Origin of the sequence: Maridesulfovibrio sp. (assembly GCF_965230075.1) — a bacterium.
Classification (GTDB): domain Bacteria; phylum Desulfobacterota; class Desulfovibrionia; order Desulfovibrionales; family Desulfovibrionaceae; genus Maridesulfovibrio.
The window spans coordinates 2,691,499-2,709,001 of record NZ_OZ245945.1; the positions used below are offsets into that span (position 1 = coordinate 2,691,499).

Annotated in this window: 23 protein-coding genes; 3 read left to right on the top strand and 20 right to left on the bottom strand. The window is 48.7% G+C overall.

Translation table 11 applies throughout. The annotated features are described in order from the left end of the window. Positions 1–20: 20 nt before the first annotated feature. The gene (locus ACO05Z_RS12230; RefSeq protein ID WP_421902460.1) at positions 21–212 is read right to left on the bottom strand and encodes a hypothetical protein; all 192 of its coding nucleotides are present in this window, start codon (positions 210–212) and stop codon (positions 21–23) included. 453 nt (positions 213–665) lie between these two features. On the opposite strand from ACO05Z_RS12230, the gene nhaB reads away from it, so the two are divergent. Further along, a complete protein-coding gene (gene nhaB / locus ACO05Z_RS12235; protein WP_421902461.1) occupies positions 666–2,288 on the top strand; it encodes a sodium/proton antiporter NhaB in 1,623 nt (540 codons plus the stop codon). Between the two features lie 138 nt (positions 2,289–2,426). Then, positions 2,427–2,819: a tRNA (N6-threonylcarbamoyladenosine(37)-N6)-methyltransferase TrmO gene (gene tsaA / locus ACO05Z_RS12240; RefSeq protein WP_421902462.1), complete on the top strand. Its 393-nt coding sequence runs from the start codon at positions 2,427–2,429 to the stop codon at positions 2,817–2,819. 175 nt (positions 2,820–2,994) lie between these two features. Here tsaA and infA read toward each other — a convergent pair whose 3' ends face one another. The 12 genes from infA to ACO05Z_RS12300 form a co-directional block, all read right to left on the bottom strand. Continuing rightward, positions 2,995–3,213, bottom strand: a complete 219-nt coding sequence (gene infA / locus ACO05Z_RS12245; protein WP_320170158.1) for a translation initiation factor IF-1 — start codon at positions 3,211–3,213, stop codon at positions 2,995–2,997. A gap of 185 nt (positions 3,214–3,398) precedes the next feature. Continuing rightward, positions 3,399–3,665, bottom strand: a complete 267-nt coding sequence (locus tag ACO05Z_RS12250; RefSeq protein ID WP_421902463.1) for an RNA recognition motif domain-containing protein — start codon at positions 3,663–3,665, stop codon at positions 3,399–3,401. A gap of 284 nt (positions 3,666–3,949) precedes the next feature. Beyond that, a complete protein-coding gene (gene ilvC / locus ACO05Z_RS12255) occupies positions 3,950–4,939 on the bottom strand; it encodes a ketol-acid reductoisomerase (RefSeq protein ID WP_421902464.1) in 990 nt (329 codons plus the stop codon). A gap of 125 nt (positions 4,940–5,064) precedes the next feature. Further along, positions 5,065–5,547: an acetolactate synthase small subunit gene (gene ilvN, locus ACO05Z_RS12260; protein WP_421902465.1), complete on the bottom strand. Its 483-nt coding sequence runs from the start codon at positions 5,545–5,547 to the stop codon at positions 5,065–5,067. Between the two features lie 9 nt (positions 5,548–5,556). Continuing rightward, positions 5,557–7,251: a biosynthetic-type acetolactate synthase large subunit gene (gene ilvB / locus ACO05Z_RS12265; protein WP_421902466.1), complete on the bottom strand. Its 1,695-nt coding sequence runs from the start codon at positions 7,249–7,251 to the stop codon at positions 5,557–5,559. Between the two features lie 12 nt (positions 7,252–7,263). Continuing rightward, positions 7,264–7,482: a DUF465 domain-containing protein gene (locus ACO05Z_RS12270; protein WP_421902467.1), complete on the bottom strand. Its 219-nt coding sequence runs from the start codon at positions 7,480–7,482 to the stop codon at positions 7,264–7,266. A 30-nt stretch (positions 7,483–7,512) separates the two neighbouring features. Beyond that, entirely contained in the window at positions 7,513–7,833 is a 321-nt protein-coding gene (locus tag ACO05Z_RS12275; protein ID WP_421902468.1) for a DUF167 domain-containing protein, read from the bottom strand. Then, positions 7,830–8,333: a DivIVA domain-containing protein gene (locus tag ACO05Z_RS12280; protein WP_421902469.1), complete on the bottom strand. Its 504-nt coding sequence runs from the start codon at positions 8,331–8,333 to the stop codon at positions 7,830–7,832. Before ACO05Z_RS12280 ends, ACO05Z_RS12275 begins: the two co-directional genes overlap by 4 nt. Positions 8,334–8,348: 15 nt before the next feature. Continuing rightward, positions 8,349–8,639 carry a YggT family protein gene (locus ACO05Z_RS12285; protein WP_015852274.1) on the bottom strand — a complete coding sequence of 97 codons (291 nt, stop codon included), beginning with the start codon at positions 8,637–8,639 and terminating at the stop codon, positions 8,349–8,351. 191 nt (positions 8,640–8,830) lie between these two features. Then, on the bottom strand, positions 8,831–9,541 hold the full coding sequence (locus ACO05Z_RS12290; protein ID WP_421902470.1) for an HAD family hydrolase: 711 nt from the start codon (positions 9,539–9,541) through the stop codon (positions 8,831–8,833). 21 nt (positions 9,542–9,562) lie between these two features. Continuing rightward, positions 9,563–10,360, bottom strand: coding sequence for a hypothetical protein (locus tag ACO05Z_RS12295; RefSeq protein ID WP_421902471.1), 798 nt, complete (start codon positions 10,358–10,360; stop codon positions 9,563–9,565). A 37-nt stretch (positions 10,361–10,397) separates the two neighbouring features. After that, complete coding sequence (locus tag ACO05Z_RS12300) at positions 10,398–10,772, bottom strand: hypothetical protein (protein ID WP_421902472.1); 375 nt, start codon at positions 10,770–10,772, stop codon at positions 10,398–10,400. Positions 10,773–10,962: 190 nt separating this feature from the next. Between ACO05Z_RS12300 and ACO05Z_RS12305 the strand changes: the two genes are divergently transcribed. Beyond that, on the top strand, positions 10,963–11,148 hold the full coding sequence (locus ACO05Z_RS12305; RefSeq protein ID WP_421902473.1) for a twin-arginine translocase TatA/TatE family subunit: 186 nt from the start codon (positions 10,963–10,965) through the stop codon (positions 11,146–11,148). A gap of 70 nt (positions 11,149–11,218) precedes the next feature. On the opposite strand, the gene ACO05Z_RS12310 is transcribed toward ACO05Z_RS12305, so the two are convergent. Genes ACO05Z_RS12310 through ACO05Z_RS12340 form a run of 7 tightly spaced genes read right to left on the bottom strand, consistent with a single transcriptional unit; the run spans position 11,219 to position 17,466 of the window. After that, complete coding sequence (locus ACO05Z_RS12310) at positions 11,219–11,794, bottom strand: CDP-alcohol phosphatidyltransferase family protein (RefSeq protein ID WP_421902474.1); 576 nt, start codon at positions 11,792–11,794, stop codon at positions 11,219–11,221. A gap of 12 nt (positions 11,795–11,806) precedes the next feature. Next, complete coding sequence (locus ACO05Z_RS12315) at positions 11,807–12,763, bottom strand: hypothetical protein (protein ID WP_421902475.1); 957 nt, start codon at positions 12,761–12,763, stop codon at positions 11,807–11,809. Positions 12,764–12,781: 18 nt separating this feature from the next. Next, a complete protein-coding gene (locus tag ACO05Z_RS12320) occupies positions 12,782–13,831 on the bottom strand; it encodes a hypothetical protein (RefSeq protein WP_421902476.1) in 1,050 nt (349 codons plus the stop codon). A 55-nt stretch (positions 13,832–13,886) separates the two neighbouring features. Then, entirely contained in the window at positions 13,887–14,807 is a 921-nt protein-coding gene (miaA, locus tag ACO05Z_RS12325; protein WP_421902477.1) for a tRNA (adenosine(37)-N6)-dimethylallyltransferase MiaA, read from the bottom strand. Next, positions 14,808–15,308 (bottom strand): pantetheine-phosphate adenylyltransferase, encoded by a 501-nt coding sequence (gene coaD, locus ACO05Z_RS12330; protein WP_015852283.1) that lies wholly within the window; start codon positions 15,306–15,308, stop codon positions 14,808–14,810. Further along, positions 15,296–15,856, bottom strand: coding sequence for a 16S rRNA (guanine(966)-N(2))-methyltransferase RsmD (gene rsmD / locus ACO05Z_RS12335; protein WP_421902478.1), 561 nt, complete (start codon positions 15,854–15,856; stop codon positions 15,296–15,298). The genes coaD and rsmD overlap by 13 nt, the downstream gene beginning before the upstream one ends. A 2-nt stretch (positions 15,857–15,858) precedes the next feature. Continuing rightward, positions 15,859–17,466, bottom strand: coding sequence for an MBL fold metallo-hydrolase RNA specificity domain-containing protein (locus ACO05Z_RS12340; protein ID WP_421902480.1), 1,608 nt, complete (start codon positions 17,464–17,466; stop codon positions 15,859–15,861). Between the last annotated feature and the right edge of the window lie 37 nt (positions 17,467–17,503).

Here is a 17,503-nt window from a genome sequence, read left to right on the forward strand (position 1 = left end):
TCTAAATCCAGATACAAAAATCAATCATCACCGGAATCGCCGCCACCTGAGTCACTATCCCCGGAGTAGTCCCTATTCCGGTCATTGTCATAGTAATCGTCGTCATACCGATCACGACGATTTCCTCCCCGCAAATTCTTCTTTTTAAATTTGAGCACAACCCAGATAACCACGACAACAGCGAACAAACTTAAAAGACCTTCGAAATCCATGCGACCCCCCAGTGTTGAATGGTTCGAAACATAAACATAACACCTTATAAAAGCTGGTGTCATGCATTAAATGCAAAACATAGATACTTCACTATAAAACACCTGTCTCACAACTTACCCTTTCATTTCAAGCGAATGTGAATTTTTTCCCATTTATAAACTGAAAATCATATAATACTATAATTTAACACTTCACAACTGGACATCTGTTCAACAGAGGCATATAAAACCCGCCGAAGGATAGTGGAATTATATCCACCTCATCATACTGATACCTGCGACACAGCCCCTGGACCATCGCCAGACATCCGGCCCTTCGGCAGTGCCCCACCCCGGCTTCAAGCTTTACGCATTTCCCGCGAGCCATATCAACCACACCACAAATACGGGATATGCCGGGACTCTTACTTCAGTATTTATTGTTTTACAGATCTAAGCGAATGGAGAGAAGCTATGACCCAATCATTGGCAAAGACTTTTGTGAATACCTTTCTGGGCCATGCCCCGATGTGGTACAAACTGGCTATTCTGGCCTTCCTGATCATCAACCCCATAATCATGGCAACCGTAGGACCTTTCGTAGCGGGCTGGGTTCTGATTGCTGAATTTATTTTCACCCTGACCATGGCCCTTAAATGCTACCCCCTTCCGGCAGGCGGCCTGCTGGCAATGGAAGCAGTCCTCATCGGTCTGACCACCCCCGAAACCATCTATCACGAAGCTCACCACAACTTTGAGGTTATCCTGCTGCTGATCTTCATGGTAGCTGGTATCCACTTCATGAAGGATTTCCTGCAGTTCACCTTCACCCGCATTCTGGTAAATGTACGCTCCAAAAAGCTGATCTCCCTGCTGTTCTGCTTTGCCGGTGCTTTCCTTTCCGCATTTCTCGATGCGCTGACCGTTACCGCTGTTATCATGGCTGTAGCACTCGGTTTTTACAGCGTTTACCATAAGTACGTTTCCAGCGGTGCAGACGCAGGCTCACACAGCCTTGATTCCGACCTGCATCTCAAAGAAAAGAACCGCGAAGAGCTTAAAGAATTCCGCGGTTTCCTGCGTAACCTGATGATGCACGGCGCAGTTGGTACTGCTCTCGGCGGCGTATGCACCCTCGTCGGTGAGCCCCAGAACCTGCTCATCGGCCATGAAATGGGCTGGCACTTCATCCCCTTTGCTATAAACATGGCACCTGTGACCATGCCTGTATTCGTTATTGGTATGCTGACCTGCCTGCTCACCGAACAGTTCAAAATCTGCGGCTACGGTTACTCCCTACCCGGCAACATCCGCTCCTTCCTCTTCGAAGAAGCCATGCGACAGGAAGAAAAACAAGGACAGGCCGGTAAAGTTAAACTGATAATTCAGGCCCTCATCGGTATCTGGCTTATTCTCGCCCTGGCCTTCCACCTCGCTGCAGTCGGTATCGTAGGTCTGTCCATCATCGTCCTGCTGACCGCTTTCACCGGCGTTATCGAAGAAGGCCGCATCGGGCCAGCATTTGAAGAGGCTCTGCCCTTCACAGCCCTGCTGGTAGTATTCTTCGCTGTTGTTGCGGTTATTCACTCTCAGGAGCTCTTCAAGCCCATTATCGCATACGTACTGAGTCTACAGGGTCAGGCCCAGCTTATGGCATACTATGCTGCTAACGGCATACTCTCAGCCATCTCTGACAACGTATTCGTAGCAACCGTATACATCTCCGAAACAAAACTGCATTTCGTTGAAGTACTTAACGCCATCCCCAGTATCGGTATGAGCGGGCAGGAACTCATGGCCAAACTGACTGACCCCCATGCAGTGCGCGCAGATGTCATCTCCACCCTACCTCAGGCAGCCGGTGCACAGGTTCATGCCGCCATGCATCAGTTTGATAAACTCGCCGTAGCCATCAACACCGGAACCAACATTCCTTCCGTTGCAACACCCAACGGACAGGCTGCGTTCCTTTTCCTGCTGACCAGTGCTCTGGCCCCGGTCATCAGACTCTCCTACGGCAGAATGGTTCTGCTGGCACTTCCCTACACCATCACCATGTCCATCACCGGACTTCTGGCTGTAGACTGGTTCCTGTAAGCCATACACACAATTAAAACCCAAAAAGCGGGTAACCTGATTATCAGGTTACCCGCTTTTTCTTTTGCTCTCTCTGGACATGGAAAAACAAAAAATCTAACACATAAGCAGTATCAACTTTCAAACAGTAAATTGCTTATGAATACAACACTTGAAATTATCGGCTATCTTCGCTCAGAGATCAGAACACGTGACGATGCACCCAAGCAAGGCTGCGAGGGCGGAATCGAAGCGACAGCGGAAATTAAGGAAGAATACAGGGAAGCTCTTGAAGGATTAGAACCCGGCTCCGAGATACTGCTCTTCACCTGGCTACACGAAGCAGATCGTAGCTGCCAGAAAGTTCACCCGCGTGGCGATGAATCACGTCCGAAACGGGGCGTATTTTCCACCCGCTCCCCGGACAGACCAAATCCCATCGGCCTGCACCCGGTGACCATCACCGCCATTGACGGCTGCAAAATAAAAGTCCGTCCTATGGAAGCCATAGACGGAACGCCACTGGTAGATATAAAAACAGACCAGCGTTAAAAATAGGAATGAACCACCATCTTGGCAGCCACTAAATTCATCGATATGAATTTAACATAAAATAAATCTAATTTATTTTAAGGGAGACCACCATCCCACGGGGTCGGTAACAGAAGGCACCGACCCCGCATGGGGTATTCCATCGATACAGGTATCGTGAAATCTCGGGTAGTTACTACCGGGGACGGTAAGTAATTCTGCCGCGAGTGAGATCGTAAGGAGAGAGCTCAACAGTAACCTTGTCACCGGGCATAACCCTGATGCGGAACTTACGCATCTTGCCGGAGATGTGAGCCAAAACCTCATGACCGTTTTCAAGCTCTACGCGGAACATTGCGTTAGGGAGAGCTTCTTCAACAACACCATTAACTGAAATGCCTTCTTCTTTAGCCAAAACTTTTCCTCTTATTATTAGTAGTTATCATAAAAAAAGCCCGCATACGCAACTGCGACAGCGGGCTTAATTTTCGATTTTCCCGGACTCGGGAACATCAAGACTGTCTTTAGGTACAAAATGGTTTCGGCGAGAACTACGTATTCTCACCAGCCCAAAGGGGCTTTATACCAAATCGCAACAAATTACCAGCGTCTGGGACGTGGTTCGCGGGGACGAGCTTCGTTTACTTTCAGATTACGTCCGCCAAAGTCAGTACCATCAAGGTTTTCAATGGCCTGAATAGCGCCTTCGTCTTCCATTTCAACAAAACCGAATCCGCGGGGGCGGCCAGTTTCACGGTCATTGATGAGTTTAACGGAAATAACTTCACCAAACTCTTCAAAAGCAGCCCTCACATCTTCCTCGGAAGAGCTCCAAGGCAGATTACCCACGTAAATGTTCTTCGACATCTCAAAAAACTCCATAAAACGTTAAGACTTAAAACAACCCAGACAGCCGGCCCGAATCCAAAAATTCGTCACCACACTTTGGCACGGACCAGAATTACGCCCCTAGCCCATAAACCATTCAACTAAATACCCATACAGACAATCTACGATATTCGGCTGAAATCCGGTATCCTATGTAGCCCCATACCTCAGCAAAGATAAAAGAGCAATAGGCCCGCGCAAAAAAGGTTATATAAATTATACTTTTCTTACGCGGGCCATAAATTATCAAAGAGAGTGGCTACTTACTTCTTAAGCCAGCTCATCATTTTACGGAGTTCGCCACCGACCTGCTCGATCTGGTGTTCTTTGCCGATACGACGCATAGCAGAGAAGTGAGCCTTACCGGTCATGTTCTCAGCAATAAATTCACGAGCGAATTCACCCTGCTGGATTTCCTTGAGGATCTTCTTCATTTCCTCACGGCTCTTATCGTTGATTACGCGAGGACCGCGAGTCAGATCACCGTACTCAGCGGTGTCGGAAATGGAATCACGCATCTTGGCGAGGCCACCTTCGTAAATGAGGTCGATGATCAGCTTGCACTCGTGCAGGCATTCGAAATATGCGATTTCAGGCTGGTAGCCAGCTTCAACGAGAGTTTCGAAACCAGCTTTGATCAGCTCAGAGAGACCGCCGCAAAGAACAGCCTGCTCACCGAAAAGGTCGGTTTCAGTTTCTTCACGGAAGGTGGTCTGCAGTACGCCGGAACGGGTTGCGCCGATACCTTTTGCGTAAGCAAGAGCGATATCAAAAGCTTTACCGGAAGCATCCTGATCAACCGCGATGATTGCGGGAACAGCTCCGCCTTCAGTGTAGGTGCGGCGTACGAGGTGACCGGGGCCCTTGGGAGCTGCCATGATAACGTCAACGTCTGCAGGAGCTGCGATCTGTTCGAAATGGATGTTAAAACCGTGACCGAAAGCAAGGACGTCACCGGATTTCAGGTTGGGGGCGATATCATTCTTATAGACTTCAGCCTGAACCTGGTCGGGCAGAAGGATCATAATCAGATCAGCCTGAGCAGCAGCTTCAGCAGCGCTCACAGGTTCGAAACCGTGTTCCTTTGCAAGCTCGTAGTTGGCACCGCCGGGACGCTGACCGACAACAACTTTGATACCGGAATCACGAAGGTTCTGTGCGTGGGCGTGGCCCTGGCTACCGTAACCGATGATGGCAACTGTCTTATCTTTAAGCAGATTCAGATCAGCGTCATTTTCATAATAAACTTTCATTGCTTTCTCCTGATTTTTCTCTTTAATTCGGACACGAAACTCGCGAATAGTTTCCCGGCGGCTCGCCTTGAAAAAAAGCCAGCCGGAGGGCACTCCTGTGCCGAAATGTTGATGAAATTTTTTTCCTAAACTTGCAGAGCGCGCTTCATAGCGACGGTACCTGTACGGGCGACTTCCTTGATACCGAATCTACTGAGCATATTGATCAAAGCCTCGATTTTTTCATGGTCGCCAGTAACTTCAATAGACAATTCGTCCACACTGACATCCACAACTTTGCAGCGGAAGATATCCACAATACGTAGAATTTCTGCACGCTTGGCATCTTCGGCATTAACCTTGATAAGAACCATCTCACGCTCAACAGCCTTGTGTTCCACCATGTCCACAACCTTGATGACAGTAACCAGCTTACGCAGCTGTTTAACAATCTGCTCAACGATGTGTTCATCGCCGATGGTTGTGATGGTCATATGGGAAACCCCCTCCTCAAGGGTGGGAGCAACGTTGAGGGATTCAATGTTGAATCCTCGCCCGCTGAACAGTCCTGCAACTCTGGAAAGAACCCCGGGCTCGTTTTCAACTGTCACGGATAAAGTATGTCTCATTACTTCCTCCTAAACGAGCAGCATGTCGGTTAATGAAGCACCGGCGGGAACCATGGGATATACGTTCTCTTCCGGATCCACACGGACATCGATGATGGTGGGCTTTCCGTTGGAGAAAGCTTCCTTGAGCATCGGTTCGAGGTCTTTTTCTTCAGTAACCCTGTACCCGGCAGCTCCGTACGCTTCGGCAAGTTTCACGAAGTCAGGCTGGGCATCCATGCAGGTTTCACAGTAGTTGCGGTTGTAAAAAAGCTCCTGCCACTGGCGGACCATTCCGAGGTATCCGTTATTCAAGATAACAATTTTTACGGGAAGGTTGTTGCAGACGGCAGTCATCATTTCCTGAATATTCATCTGAATAGAACCGTCTCCGGCAATATTCACCACAAGTTTGTCGGGGAAGGCCATCTGAGCACCTAGAGCTGCGGGAAGTCCGAAGCCCATGGTCCCGAGACCGCCAGATGAGAGGAATGATTTGGAGCGTTTAAACTTGTAGAACTGGGCGGCCCACATCTGGTTCTGGCCCACTTCGGTGGCGACAATGGCATCCCCATTGCTGATTTCGTAGACTTTCTCCACGACCCGCTGGGGTTTGATATACTCAGTCTCGCTCTTTTTATAGCGCAGAGGATGGGTTTCAGACCACTCTTGAACCTGCCTGACCCATACGGCGTGGGCTACTTCCCAGTCCACGGAATCAAGCTTGGGTTCCATTTCACTCTTTAATGCAGACAATGCACTTTTGCAGTCAGAGACCAGCGGCACATGTACTGCTACGTTCTTCTGAATTGAGGTGGGGTCAATATCGATGTGAACAAGAGTGGCTTTGGGGGCAAATGTGCTGACCTTGCCAGTCACACGGTCATCGAACCTCGCCCCGATTGCCAGGACGAGGTCCGCGTTGTTTATTGCCATGTTTGCGGCGTAGGTGCCGTGCATTCCCAGCATTCCCAGCCAAAGGGGATCGTTTCCGGGAAAGGCGCCCAGCCCCATAAGAGTAGCTGTCACCGGAATGTCAAGACTCTTGGCGAGCCATGTCAGTTCATCCTCAGCTCCAGAGCTGATAACCCCTCCGCCTGCATAAATCAAGGGCCTTTCTGCGCCTTCGATCAATTTAGCGACTTTTTTAATCTGCCGCGCATGCGGTTTCAGATTGGGGTTGTAGCTCCGCAGTGACACATCTTCAGGCCATTCGAACTCGAATTTCTGCTGCATAATGTCCTTGGGCAGGTCAACCAAAACCGGGCCGGGACGTCCTGTACGGGCCAAGTAAAAGGCCTGTCGGACGGTGTAGGCAAGATCCTTAATGTCCTTCACCAGGTAATTATGCTTTGTGCAGGGACGGGTGATTCCTACTATATCCACTTCCTGAAACGCATCGTTTCCGATCAGCGGAGTGGGAACCTGTCCGGTGAAAATTACCACCGGAATTGAATCCATGTACGCCGTTGCTATGCCGGTAACAGTGTTGGTCGCTCCGGGACCTGATGTCACGAGGCAGACCCCTACATCGCCGGTGGCGCGTGCATAGCCGTCCGCAGCATGGATTGCACCCTGTTCGTGCCTTACAAGTATGTGCTTAAACGGATAATTGGGTAATTCGTCGTATATGTCGATTACTGCCCCTCCGGGGAATCCGAATACGACGTCCACACCCTCCTTTTTCAGACATTCAAGAAATATCTGAGCTCCGGTGAGCTCCATGGCTACCCTCCCTTATTTGTGCTTGTCGAGCAAAGCCTGCAGCTTTGTCTTTCCAGCGAGTTTTTTCTTTTTGAGTTCTTTAACTTCCTGAGTTTCGGTTTCACTCAGGTAGCTTTTAGCTTCCATTTTATCGATGAGTTTCTTGAATTCGTTGTGCTGATTCCATAGAGCGTTAATTTCGCTGTCCTGGCCCACTAGCTGCTCGATCAGATCAATTTCTCTCTGTTCCATTTGAAACTCCTTTTTGCAATGGTTTGCAACTCAGGCGTCGGCAGGGATTATCCCTTCCCAACGCGGTTCAACATCGGACTCCACCAGTAAAACCTTTTTACGGTTGGAATGTCCTGATGCAATGGAAATATTTCGCTTTTTGAGACCCAGACGGGTCGCGACAAATGCGGCAAGAGCCTTGTTGGCTTTGTTATCAACAGCAGGCGCGTTTATACGCACACGCACACTGTCCTGATACTCCCCGGTAATACCCTCATTTTTGGCGCCGGGTTGCACCCACACGGAGACCCTCCACGAACCTTGTCCGCAGGGTCTGATGTAAGATGGGAGTTCAGCTATAACTTCGCTCACTTGGCCTTCTTGAAGAATTTAAGTTTGGATTCGATGGCTTCGACTTTCTCAACTTCGGGATCACCTATCTCCAAAGTCTTGAGATGGGATTCAAGGAGTGCTTTCAGCTCAACCTCAAACCGGGTTCTCTGCCGTTTCAACTCGTTGATATCCTCATGGATCTGAGCAAGCCTGTTGTGGGCCTGCTGCAGAATCACCTCAGCCCTTGAGTGGGCTTCATTGATGATAACCTCGGCTTCTTTCCTTGCGGTGGCCTTAAGGTCGTCCACCATCTTCTGGGTGGTCATCAGGGTATCGCGCAGTGTTTCTTCACGCTGGCGAAACTCGGTGATAGTGCTCTCCCGGCGGGAAACCATTTTCTGGAGCTGCTTTTTCTCATCGGCAGAAGCACCCAGAACCTCCGCAAGCTCGACCATCAGCTGGTCTACTTCACTCTTGGAGTACCCGAACAGGGACTTGGAGAACTTCTTATTAAGTAAGTCTATTTTTGAAAGACTCATGCCCACCTCCGGCATTTACATACCATAAGCGAGTCTGGTGAGGTTACCCACCAGAGCAATGTCGAGCATCTGGATAGCCAGAAGCACAACAATGGGTGAAAGATCAAATCCACCAATATTTACAAAGGGAAGATACTGCCGCACTTTGGCGAAAACAGGCTCAGTCACGCTACGTAAAAATCTGACAATGGGATTGTAGGGATCAGGATTGACCCAAGTAATCAGGGCGGAAATGATAACCACCCACATATAGAGATTAAGTACGAGCGAAAGGACCTTCGCCACGGCAAGAATCACGTAATCCATTTAACATACTCCTAACGGGCTGGACCAGAAGCGATGGCTTCCGATCTTGACTATAAATTGGCACAGCAGGATTCAAGAATCAACTGTTTTTCCAAATTTAACTGAATTCAATCAAATATAAGAACAAGGATCACAAGGGGAGACAGACAAATCAAGCCCTGACGACTCCCATTCTGCTCCTTCATACTGATTTAAATAAACTTTTGCTGACCGCAACCGCAGTCGGACCAAACATCATTTCGCGCCTTTTCAAGCAGATTGCAGAGAGTCCAGTAACTGTCCACATGCAAACGTGCATTAAGGGTCGGACTGCGATAAGCCCAGAACTCAACTCCGGCACGCTCGGCGCAGCTCTCATCTATCCATGTGTCACCGATATAGACCACCTCTTCAGGCTTCATATTCCACTTCTCAAGAATGTAGTGAACGCCCTCTGGATGCGGCTTACTGTTCGGCAAAGTGGTCGAAGTAACCATTGGAGAAAAAAAGCCTTCAATATCAAACATCTGCAAAACCAAGGGGAGAGTGTCAGTGCGGTTGGTGTTGATCCCCATACGAATATTGTTGGTTCTCAACCACTCAAGTAAACGGGTTAACCCCTCTTCTACTTCAATATAACTGATCCCTTCCTTTAGGGAGATATTAGAGCTGAAGGCAAAGGCTTCTTCATGGAATTCTTCGGGCAGGATATGCTTCAAGGCTTCGGCATGGGTCAGCGCATGGACGGCTTTTTCTTCTTCAGCATCCATAAGCTCAAGACCGAATTTTTCCTTGAACTTGTTGTAGTACCACTTATTGGATTCAAAAGAATTGATCAAGACCCCGTCGCAATCAAAAATAACGCCTTTGATTTGTTTAACCACCGTGGGAGGGGTTACCGGGCTGATATGTATGGATTCCATCTTTGGATCTCCTTAACAGATTTAATTATCTTCTTTCACATTGAGGACTACGGTAAACTCCCGATCAAGCCAGGGCTTATCTTCAGGCAGCCCGGAAAGATCCAGCAATTTCCACACCTTTTCACGAAGAACCAGAGCCTTTTCAGCCAGCAATCCTTCTTTATCATAAAACTCAATATCGCGGTCCCGCCAGAGGGAAACAGCATCCACATCCCCGGTGATCAGCACAGAATTTTCCGGCAGAAACAAAGCAAAGCCTTCCAATACCTTCTTCCACGGCAACTGGAGATCTCCGCCGCCAAGTCCCGGCAAATTGGCCATGAGTCCACCGAGAGCCATGGCCTTGCGGTCATCTTCACTCTCTACATCAAGACCAAGGCTTTCACCGAATCCAGCCCACTTGTCATTCAAGTTCTGTTCAAGAGAACCAAGCTCAAGGTGCTTTTCCTCATAAGCATAGCAAAGGGCCAGCACGACCTGATTCTGAATCCGCGCTTCTTCAGCACTCTTGTCAGTAGTCTCAGGAGAGATACGGGCACTAAGTTCGTTCTGAATGGCACTGGTCCTTTCACCGAACTGGTCTTTATCATTGGACTGGGGGTTAGCGATGAATTTGAACATCTCGCCAAGGCTCTCGCCATAGCTGATAAAATCATCAACCATACGCTTGCAGCTCTGCGGTTCAACAGGCAGATCTTCAGGGCGGTAGACAGAAATTCCTCCAGTCTCTTCCCGATCGACACCCGGATCGAAAATCAAGGCACCCTCTACCTTTTCTTCCACCAACTCTTCATGCATTTGCGGGAAATATATCAACACGACAGAACTCCTTTTTAGACCCAATAATTCACTAAAATTATTCCTTACGCGATCTGAAACGACGGCAAACACCCTCGCATTCAGGCTGCTCAAACAGGCATATTTCTTCATGCAGCGCAGCGCAAAACGGAAACCCCTCATCGCCACGCGGTACCATCTTGCGACACACCACTGTGGATTTCAAGTGTTCTTCTATTCTTTGTTCCCAAAGATCGCGAAAGGCCTGCTCATCCAAATGGAAGTTATCGGCCTGCAGCAGGAGCTTGTCATACTCTCCTTCCAGATCCTTAAGGACCTTGCAGCGCCAACCACGGTTATGCCCGGGATTAAGCATCTCTTCGTAAATACATCTTCCATTTTTATAGAACCGACACATATGCCCCGGCATTCTGGTTACCTTAGCCAAATTCACTTACCTCCGGGAAACCCCGGCCAGCGGCCTGAAAATGTTAAACATTCAAATTTTGAATTATGTACGCATCGCTGCTTTGTAAAGCTCAAAAATATAAATTTTCCGTGTCGTTCCGAGATAAGAAGACATTCTTGACCAAAGAGCGAGGCCCGTGTAAAAGTTCACTACCGTCTAGCATTGGAGGATTAAAATGTTCGGTTTAGGTATCACAGAAATTCTTTTGATCTTGGGTATTATCATCCTGATTTTCGGAGCTAAAAAACTTCCTGAAGTAGGAAGTGGACTGGGCCGTGCAATTCAGAATTTTAAAAAGGCAAGCAGCGAATCTGATGAAATTGACGTAACTCCGTCAAAAGACAAGAACAAAGACGCATAGTCTTTGCTGCCAGCTTAATTTTTTGCAGGTCCAGCCTGCAAAACCCCGGTTTGCTTTGCGAGCCGGGGTTTTATTTTGCCCCGTTATCCACTGCCTCAGCAAACATGCCCAACCCGCGCCTAAGATATATGGTTCCGGAGATAAAAGTAAAAACGGCAGTGACAATCTCCACTTCCGGATGCAGGAAGCTCACATCCAGCCCAAAAGCCAGCCCGGTCAAAACGGTAAATACAACCAAAAGCTGCAAAGCGGTGGTTATCTTGCTGGTCCAAAGCGGCTGAATCCTCTTCTCCACTTCGACACCATAAAATTTCAGCAAAAAAAGACCCCCGACGATGATCAAGTCGCGGGAAACAGCAAGAACTGTCAGCCAGACGGGAACAAATCCCTGTGAAGAAAGACAGATAAAAGAAGTTACCAGCAGAATTTTATCAGCCAAAGGATCAATCATTGCCCCGAACTCGGTGCGCTGTTTCATGACCCGGGCCAAAAAACCGTCCAGTCCATCCGAGATACCGGCCACCATAAACAACAGCCATGCTGCAAAGAAATTGCCGTCAAGGTAGGTAATTACAAACCCCGGAGTCAGCAATATCCTAAAAATGGTGATCAGATTTGGTATGGTCCAGATCTTATGGCTCTGCACTGTCCTTCCTTTTTATTTTGCCTCCTCAAGTCCCTCCAGACTGAAAGTAAGCCCGCGGGGAGGCAGGTAGTCATTTAAGTATCCACGCAGCACCCACTGATCGGAAACTTCAAGGGACCAGCTTGCAGAAACTGCGGTAGGCTGCATCTCAACATCAAGTAATTTCACTTCCTGTACTGCGGCATCCCATGACTTAAGCTTACGCCCGAATTCGCGCACTCCTTCGGGATTAAACCAGCCGCTGACAACCAGCACAGCCTTGGGATTCATAAGCGCTTCGATGTTCTCGGAACCGAAATATTTACCCCATAATTCACGCCAGACCCGTTCCATACTGCTTCCGGAAGCATACCATTTTCCGCTGGAAGCATGCAGATCACCAGTCCAGCGCTTTTTGGATGCATGACTCACGGAAAGAACCGCTACAGTACCGTTACTGTCACCCACTGTAGCATTGGTCAGCCCGTAAAGCGCGATCAATTCATTAATTTTCTCATTCTGTTCCAACTGGCGTTCTTCATTAAGAGTATATTTTCCATTGGAAACATTGATCTGGGCAAGCACCTCTGCATTTGAAAAAAGTCCCAGCTTCTTCATGGCTGAACGCAAAGCCTTACGGTTCACACTAACATCAATGGCAACAGAAACGCCGTCTTCACCCATTTTGACGTTCATATCCTTGTAACCATTAATATATTCTTCGTAATAGCTGCCGAAAGCCTTCTTAACGGCATCGGTTCTTTCTGCGGACAAGGTACCGGGAAGCATGCGGGAAGCCTCGGAAAACAAGGCCTGCGCAAAAGCTTCTGTAACTGCTTCCTGACGCAGGGTTCGTTGGGATACTTCCTTTTCAGGATCAACAGGCTTAAAAATCTGAACCTTTACTGCATGGGCAGGCAGAGCGGAAAAAAGCAACACCGCAATGCAGGATGTTAAAAAAAACGGTTTTATCTTATCTGAAAAATTCAACTTATCGCTCCGGTAAATTTAACGCTGTTGATTCTGTTCGGCTGGAGTTGCATCAAGAGACTCTTCCTGAATCTCACTCTCGTTCGTTACTGCATCAGTTTCCTGCGGCTGTTCTTCATTAGCAGCGTCTGCGGATTCTTCAATATTTGCAGACTTATCAGGGTTATCCACAAGAATAACAACAGAACAATTCTCGCTCACAATCTTGCGCTTAAGCACAGCCCTGACCTTGGTGGCATCATCAAGAGAAAGAACAAAGTTACTCCGGGAGGTTCCGTGAGTATTGACGGCCTTAACCTTCAAAGGGAAATTTCCAACCCGTGAACGCAGATTCTCTGAATTCTCATCAACCATGTAAGTTACGAGTCCACGCTTGAGAACAGATTCCCTGCTGACAGCAAAAGGACCGTACACGCCCACTCCCCGGCCATCATAAATAAGGGGAAGCAAAACCGGGTTGAAATCAAGCCCACGGGCATCAACTAACACTCCGCTGTATACAGAACTGTCAATGTATCCATTTTCCTCGCTTTCCAAAGCCTGCAATTCAGCTCCGGTCTCACCTCGCTCACCGGAAATAGTTGGCGGGATACCGGTCTGAAAAGACAGGGTCGGCGGAATGATGATAGAAGAAAGGCCGTTACGCAGGTTAAGAGAAGAAGTGACAACCACTGTTCCGTTTGCATCAACAGCAGTATTTAGCAATGAGTTCTGTACATAACCGCGCAGGGAGTTCAAGGACTTGATATCATTCTTAATCAGTGAAGAAACCTTGCGGCGACTGTCCAGCGGCAAAGAAAGGACCATGTCCAGCAATCCCTTACGGGATTCAACGCCGCCCTGACGAACAGCGAGAGCTTTACTGCGTACGGGATCAATACTGTCCGGCAACAACTTGATCTCCGAAGAAGCGGAAAGGAATCCGTCCCCCCAATTAATAAGGGTACCATCAGATTTTACAACCAATCCCCCAAAACCGTTGCCGTTATCTGCAGCTTGCTCCTGTGCGGCCACGGAGGAAACTGCAAACAGCAGGATAAGTAAAACGAGAAATATATATTTTTTCATATGCATTCCAAATTAGCTTAATTATCTGTTCTGGGATTACTTACCCTTACCGGACTTAATCCGCAAGCCACTGCTCTACAAATTTAACAGCCTTGTCATGCTCGTCAGGTGCGAACCATTGGATGTCCTTCTCACGCTTGAACCAAGTCAACTGCCGCTTGGCATAGGCACGGGTATTCTTGGCCCAAAGTCGGATAGTCTCATCCATATCGATTTCGCCCTTGATGTAACGCATAAGCTCAATACAGCCGATCCCGGTCCATCCGGGAGCATTTTCATCATGACACTTTTCCCAAGCTTTACGCGCTTCTTCCACTGCTCCGGCCTCAAGCATCTTTTCAATGCGCAGCTTAAGCAACGGAGTCAGCTCATCAAGATCAACCTTAATGCCGATCTTTAGAAAATTATACGGAGAAGGCGGAACCTCGCGGTTATGCCACCAAGTGAAGGGCTTGCCTGTTGCCTCGTAAACCTCAAGGGCACGGGCATTGCGCTGGCGGTTGTTGGGATGGGTCCGCTTGCAATACTCCGGATCCACCTTTTCCAGCTCAACGTAGAGAGCCGGACCGCCCTCCTCTTCAGCACGCTTACGAATGCGCTCCCGAATCTCATCCGGAATATCGGGGATGGGTGCGAGACCGGAAATCAAGCTCTGAAGATACATGCCCGTTCCACCGACCAGTATAGGAAGCTCATCAGCTGCTGAAGCATCAATACGTTCCTTGGCAAGATCAACAAAACCCGAAGCATTGATAGTCTCTGTGGTGGGCAGGAATCCGTAAAGCTCATGCGGACAGACCGCCCTTTCTTCCGGGCTGGGCTGGGCAGTAATAACCGGAAAATCAGTGTAAACCTGCCGGGAATCAAAATTGATCACCCGCACGGGGAATTTCCGGGCCATGCCCAGAGAGGTGGCGGTCTTCCCGGCCCCGGTAGGGCCGAGAATACATACGACTGGTCTGCGCTTTTCCATCATCTATTTACCGGGAACAAGCCTTTCGATTACTTCATCATAAATCTGACGCGGCACAAGACCTTTAATGTCCCCGCCGTTCACAGCAACATCCTTGATGATGGAGGAACTGAGATACATCCACTTATAGTCGGTCATAAGGAAGACTGTCTGGATATCATTATCGAGACGACGGTTCATGAGCGCCATCTGGAATTCGTACTCAAAATCGGAAACCGCACGCAACCCACGCATGATCACGTTGGCCGGGCTTTGCTCCACATAATGGACCAGCAAACCGTCAAAGGAATCGACCTCCACCTGTGGGTGATGCTCGAAAATACGTTTTGCCATGTCCACCCGCTCCTCAAGAGAAAACTTAGTATTCTTGGAGGTACTACCCGCTACGGCGACGATAACTTTATGAAAGGTCTTGATCCCGCGCATGACCAATGAAAAATGCCCACGGGTAAAGGGATCAAAAGTTCCGGGAAATACTGCTGTTACTGGCTTTACTTCTGCCATAATAAAATCCTTGTTTGACCGTAGAGTTTGTTTACCAGCAAATCGAGGCGCTCCACATGTTCCGATTCAGGTGGCTCGACTTTATCCTCAACTTCCGCCAGCACAAACCCGTCCTCGGAAAGCCAGCCGTTCTCAAGGGCCGCATCAAGGGCCTTTGGCAGCAGGTCATATCCATAAGGAGGGTCGATAAAAATAAGATCATAAGGTTTATCCGGGGCTTTTCCGAGTACCTTAAACAGGTCAGTCTTGAAGACCTTGTACTCCTTGGGAGAAGCACCCAAATCCTTAAGATTGGTATTAATCAGGTTCGCGGCACGCCCGTTTTTTTCTACAAAAAGAGCGAACTCCGCACCACGACTCAAGGCCTCAATGGCAAGACTGCCGCTCCCGGCGAACATATCCGCCACGCGTAAACCGTCCCAGTCCACCCCCCTTGATTCGAGCATGGAAAAAATGGCCTGCCGAACCTTGGACGTTGCCGGACGGTACCCGGGTCCACTGGCGGTTTTGATTACACGCCCGCCATATTTGCCGCTGATAAGTCTCATATCTACAATTCCGAAATAAGTTCCACAACCTGACGGTTGATTTCAAGTAGCCTGTCTCTAAGCTCAGTCTGGCTGATAAATGACTGGGCCTCAACTTTATCCAGCCTGCCCCTGAATTCTTTGAAAAGTTTTTCAGAATCCTTGAGCAGAAAATCCCAGTCGATTTGGGGCTTAGCAGGCTTGCCCTTAATAACAGGCTGCATTTCACCACCGGGCACAAGCATTAGCTCTTCCTGATAATCGGCAATATGCACCTTGTAACCAAGCTCCTGCTTGATACGACCGGCCAGAACTTTCTGGCCCTTGGGTTCGCCGTGGGTCAATATGACTTTCATGGCCGGACTGTCAAAGTGTTTCAGCCAGTCGATCATCTCATCCTGACCGGCGTGACCGGAAAAACCATTAATAGTGAAGATTTTCGCCTCCACAGCCAGTTTTTCGCCAAAAATAGTGATGCTGTCAGCTCCGTTGACCAGTTTGCGACCCGGAGTACCCACACCCTGATAACCTACAAATACCACACTGGAATCTTTTCGCCAGATATTATGGCGCAAGTGGTGCTTGATACGCCCTGCGTTGGCCATGCCGCTGGCGGAAATAACAATAGCCGGACCTTCAGTATTGTTGATAGCCTGCGATTCCTCAGTGGTCAGGGTAAATTTCAGTTTGGGCAATGAAAGGGGATCATCGCCATTATGCATCAACTCTTTGGTATCAAGGTCAAAAAATTCCGGATGGTTTCTGAAAATTTCGGTAGCTCTGATAGCAAGAGGACTATCCAGATAAACAGGCATATCCGCCGGAAGCTTCCCGGCCTTATAAAGAAGGTGCAAAGTGTAGATGAGCTGCTGGGAACGTTCCACAGCAAAAGCCGGTATGACAACCTTCCCGCCACGCTCATAGCTCCATGCAATAGCTTCGGCCAACTCGTCTAAACTATTGGAAGAGTCCTTGTGGTTGCGGTCACCGTAGGTGGATTCCATGAGCAGATAATCGGCTTTCTCAATGATACTGGGATTGCGCACAATGAGCTGGTCCTTGTGCCCAAGGTCCCCGGAAAAAACAACCTTGGTGGTTTCACCGCCATCTTTAATCCACAGTTCAATAAACGCGGAACCTAGAATATGTCCTGCATCCTTGAAATTAACGGTAACGCCTTCCACAGGATCAAAACTGGCACCATATTGAACTGTACGCATGAGCGGCACAGTCTTCAGCGCGTCATCCTGCTGATAGATGGGAGAAATGGGAGACATACCCTTGCGCAATCTTTTACGGTTGGCCCACTCGGTTTCCATCTCCTGAATGTAAGCGCTGTCCAGCAGCATAATATCAAGCAGGTCCCGGGTTGGGGTGGTCATATAGATGGGGCCCTTAAATCCGGCACGAACTGCAGCGGGAAGCAACCCGGTATGATCGATATGGGCATGGGTGATCAGGATAAAATCAAGATTCTTGGGATCATAATCAGCAATACCCCGGTTACGTTTTTCAATCTCGGCGTTACCCTGATGCAGCCCGCAATCCACAGCGAATCTGGCACTTTCAGTCTCAATTATATAACAGGAACCGGTAACAGTTTTTGCGGCACCCATGAAAGTAATCTTCATTCATCCTCCCTAATCTTAACTTGAATCTATTCCGACT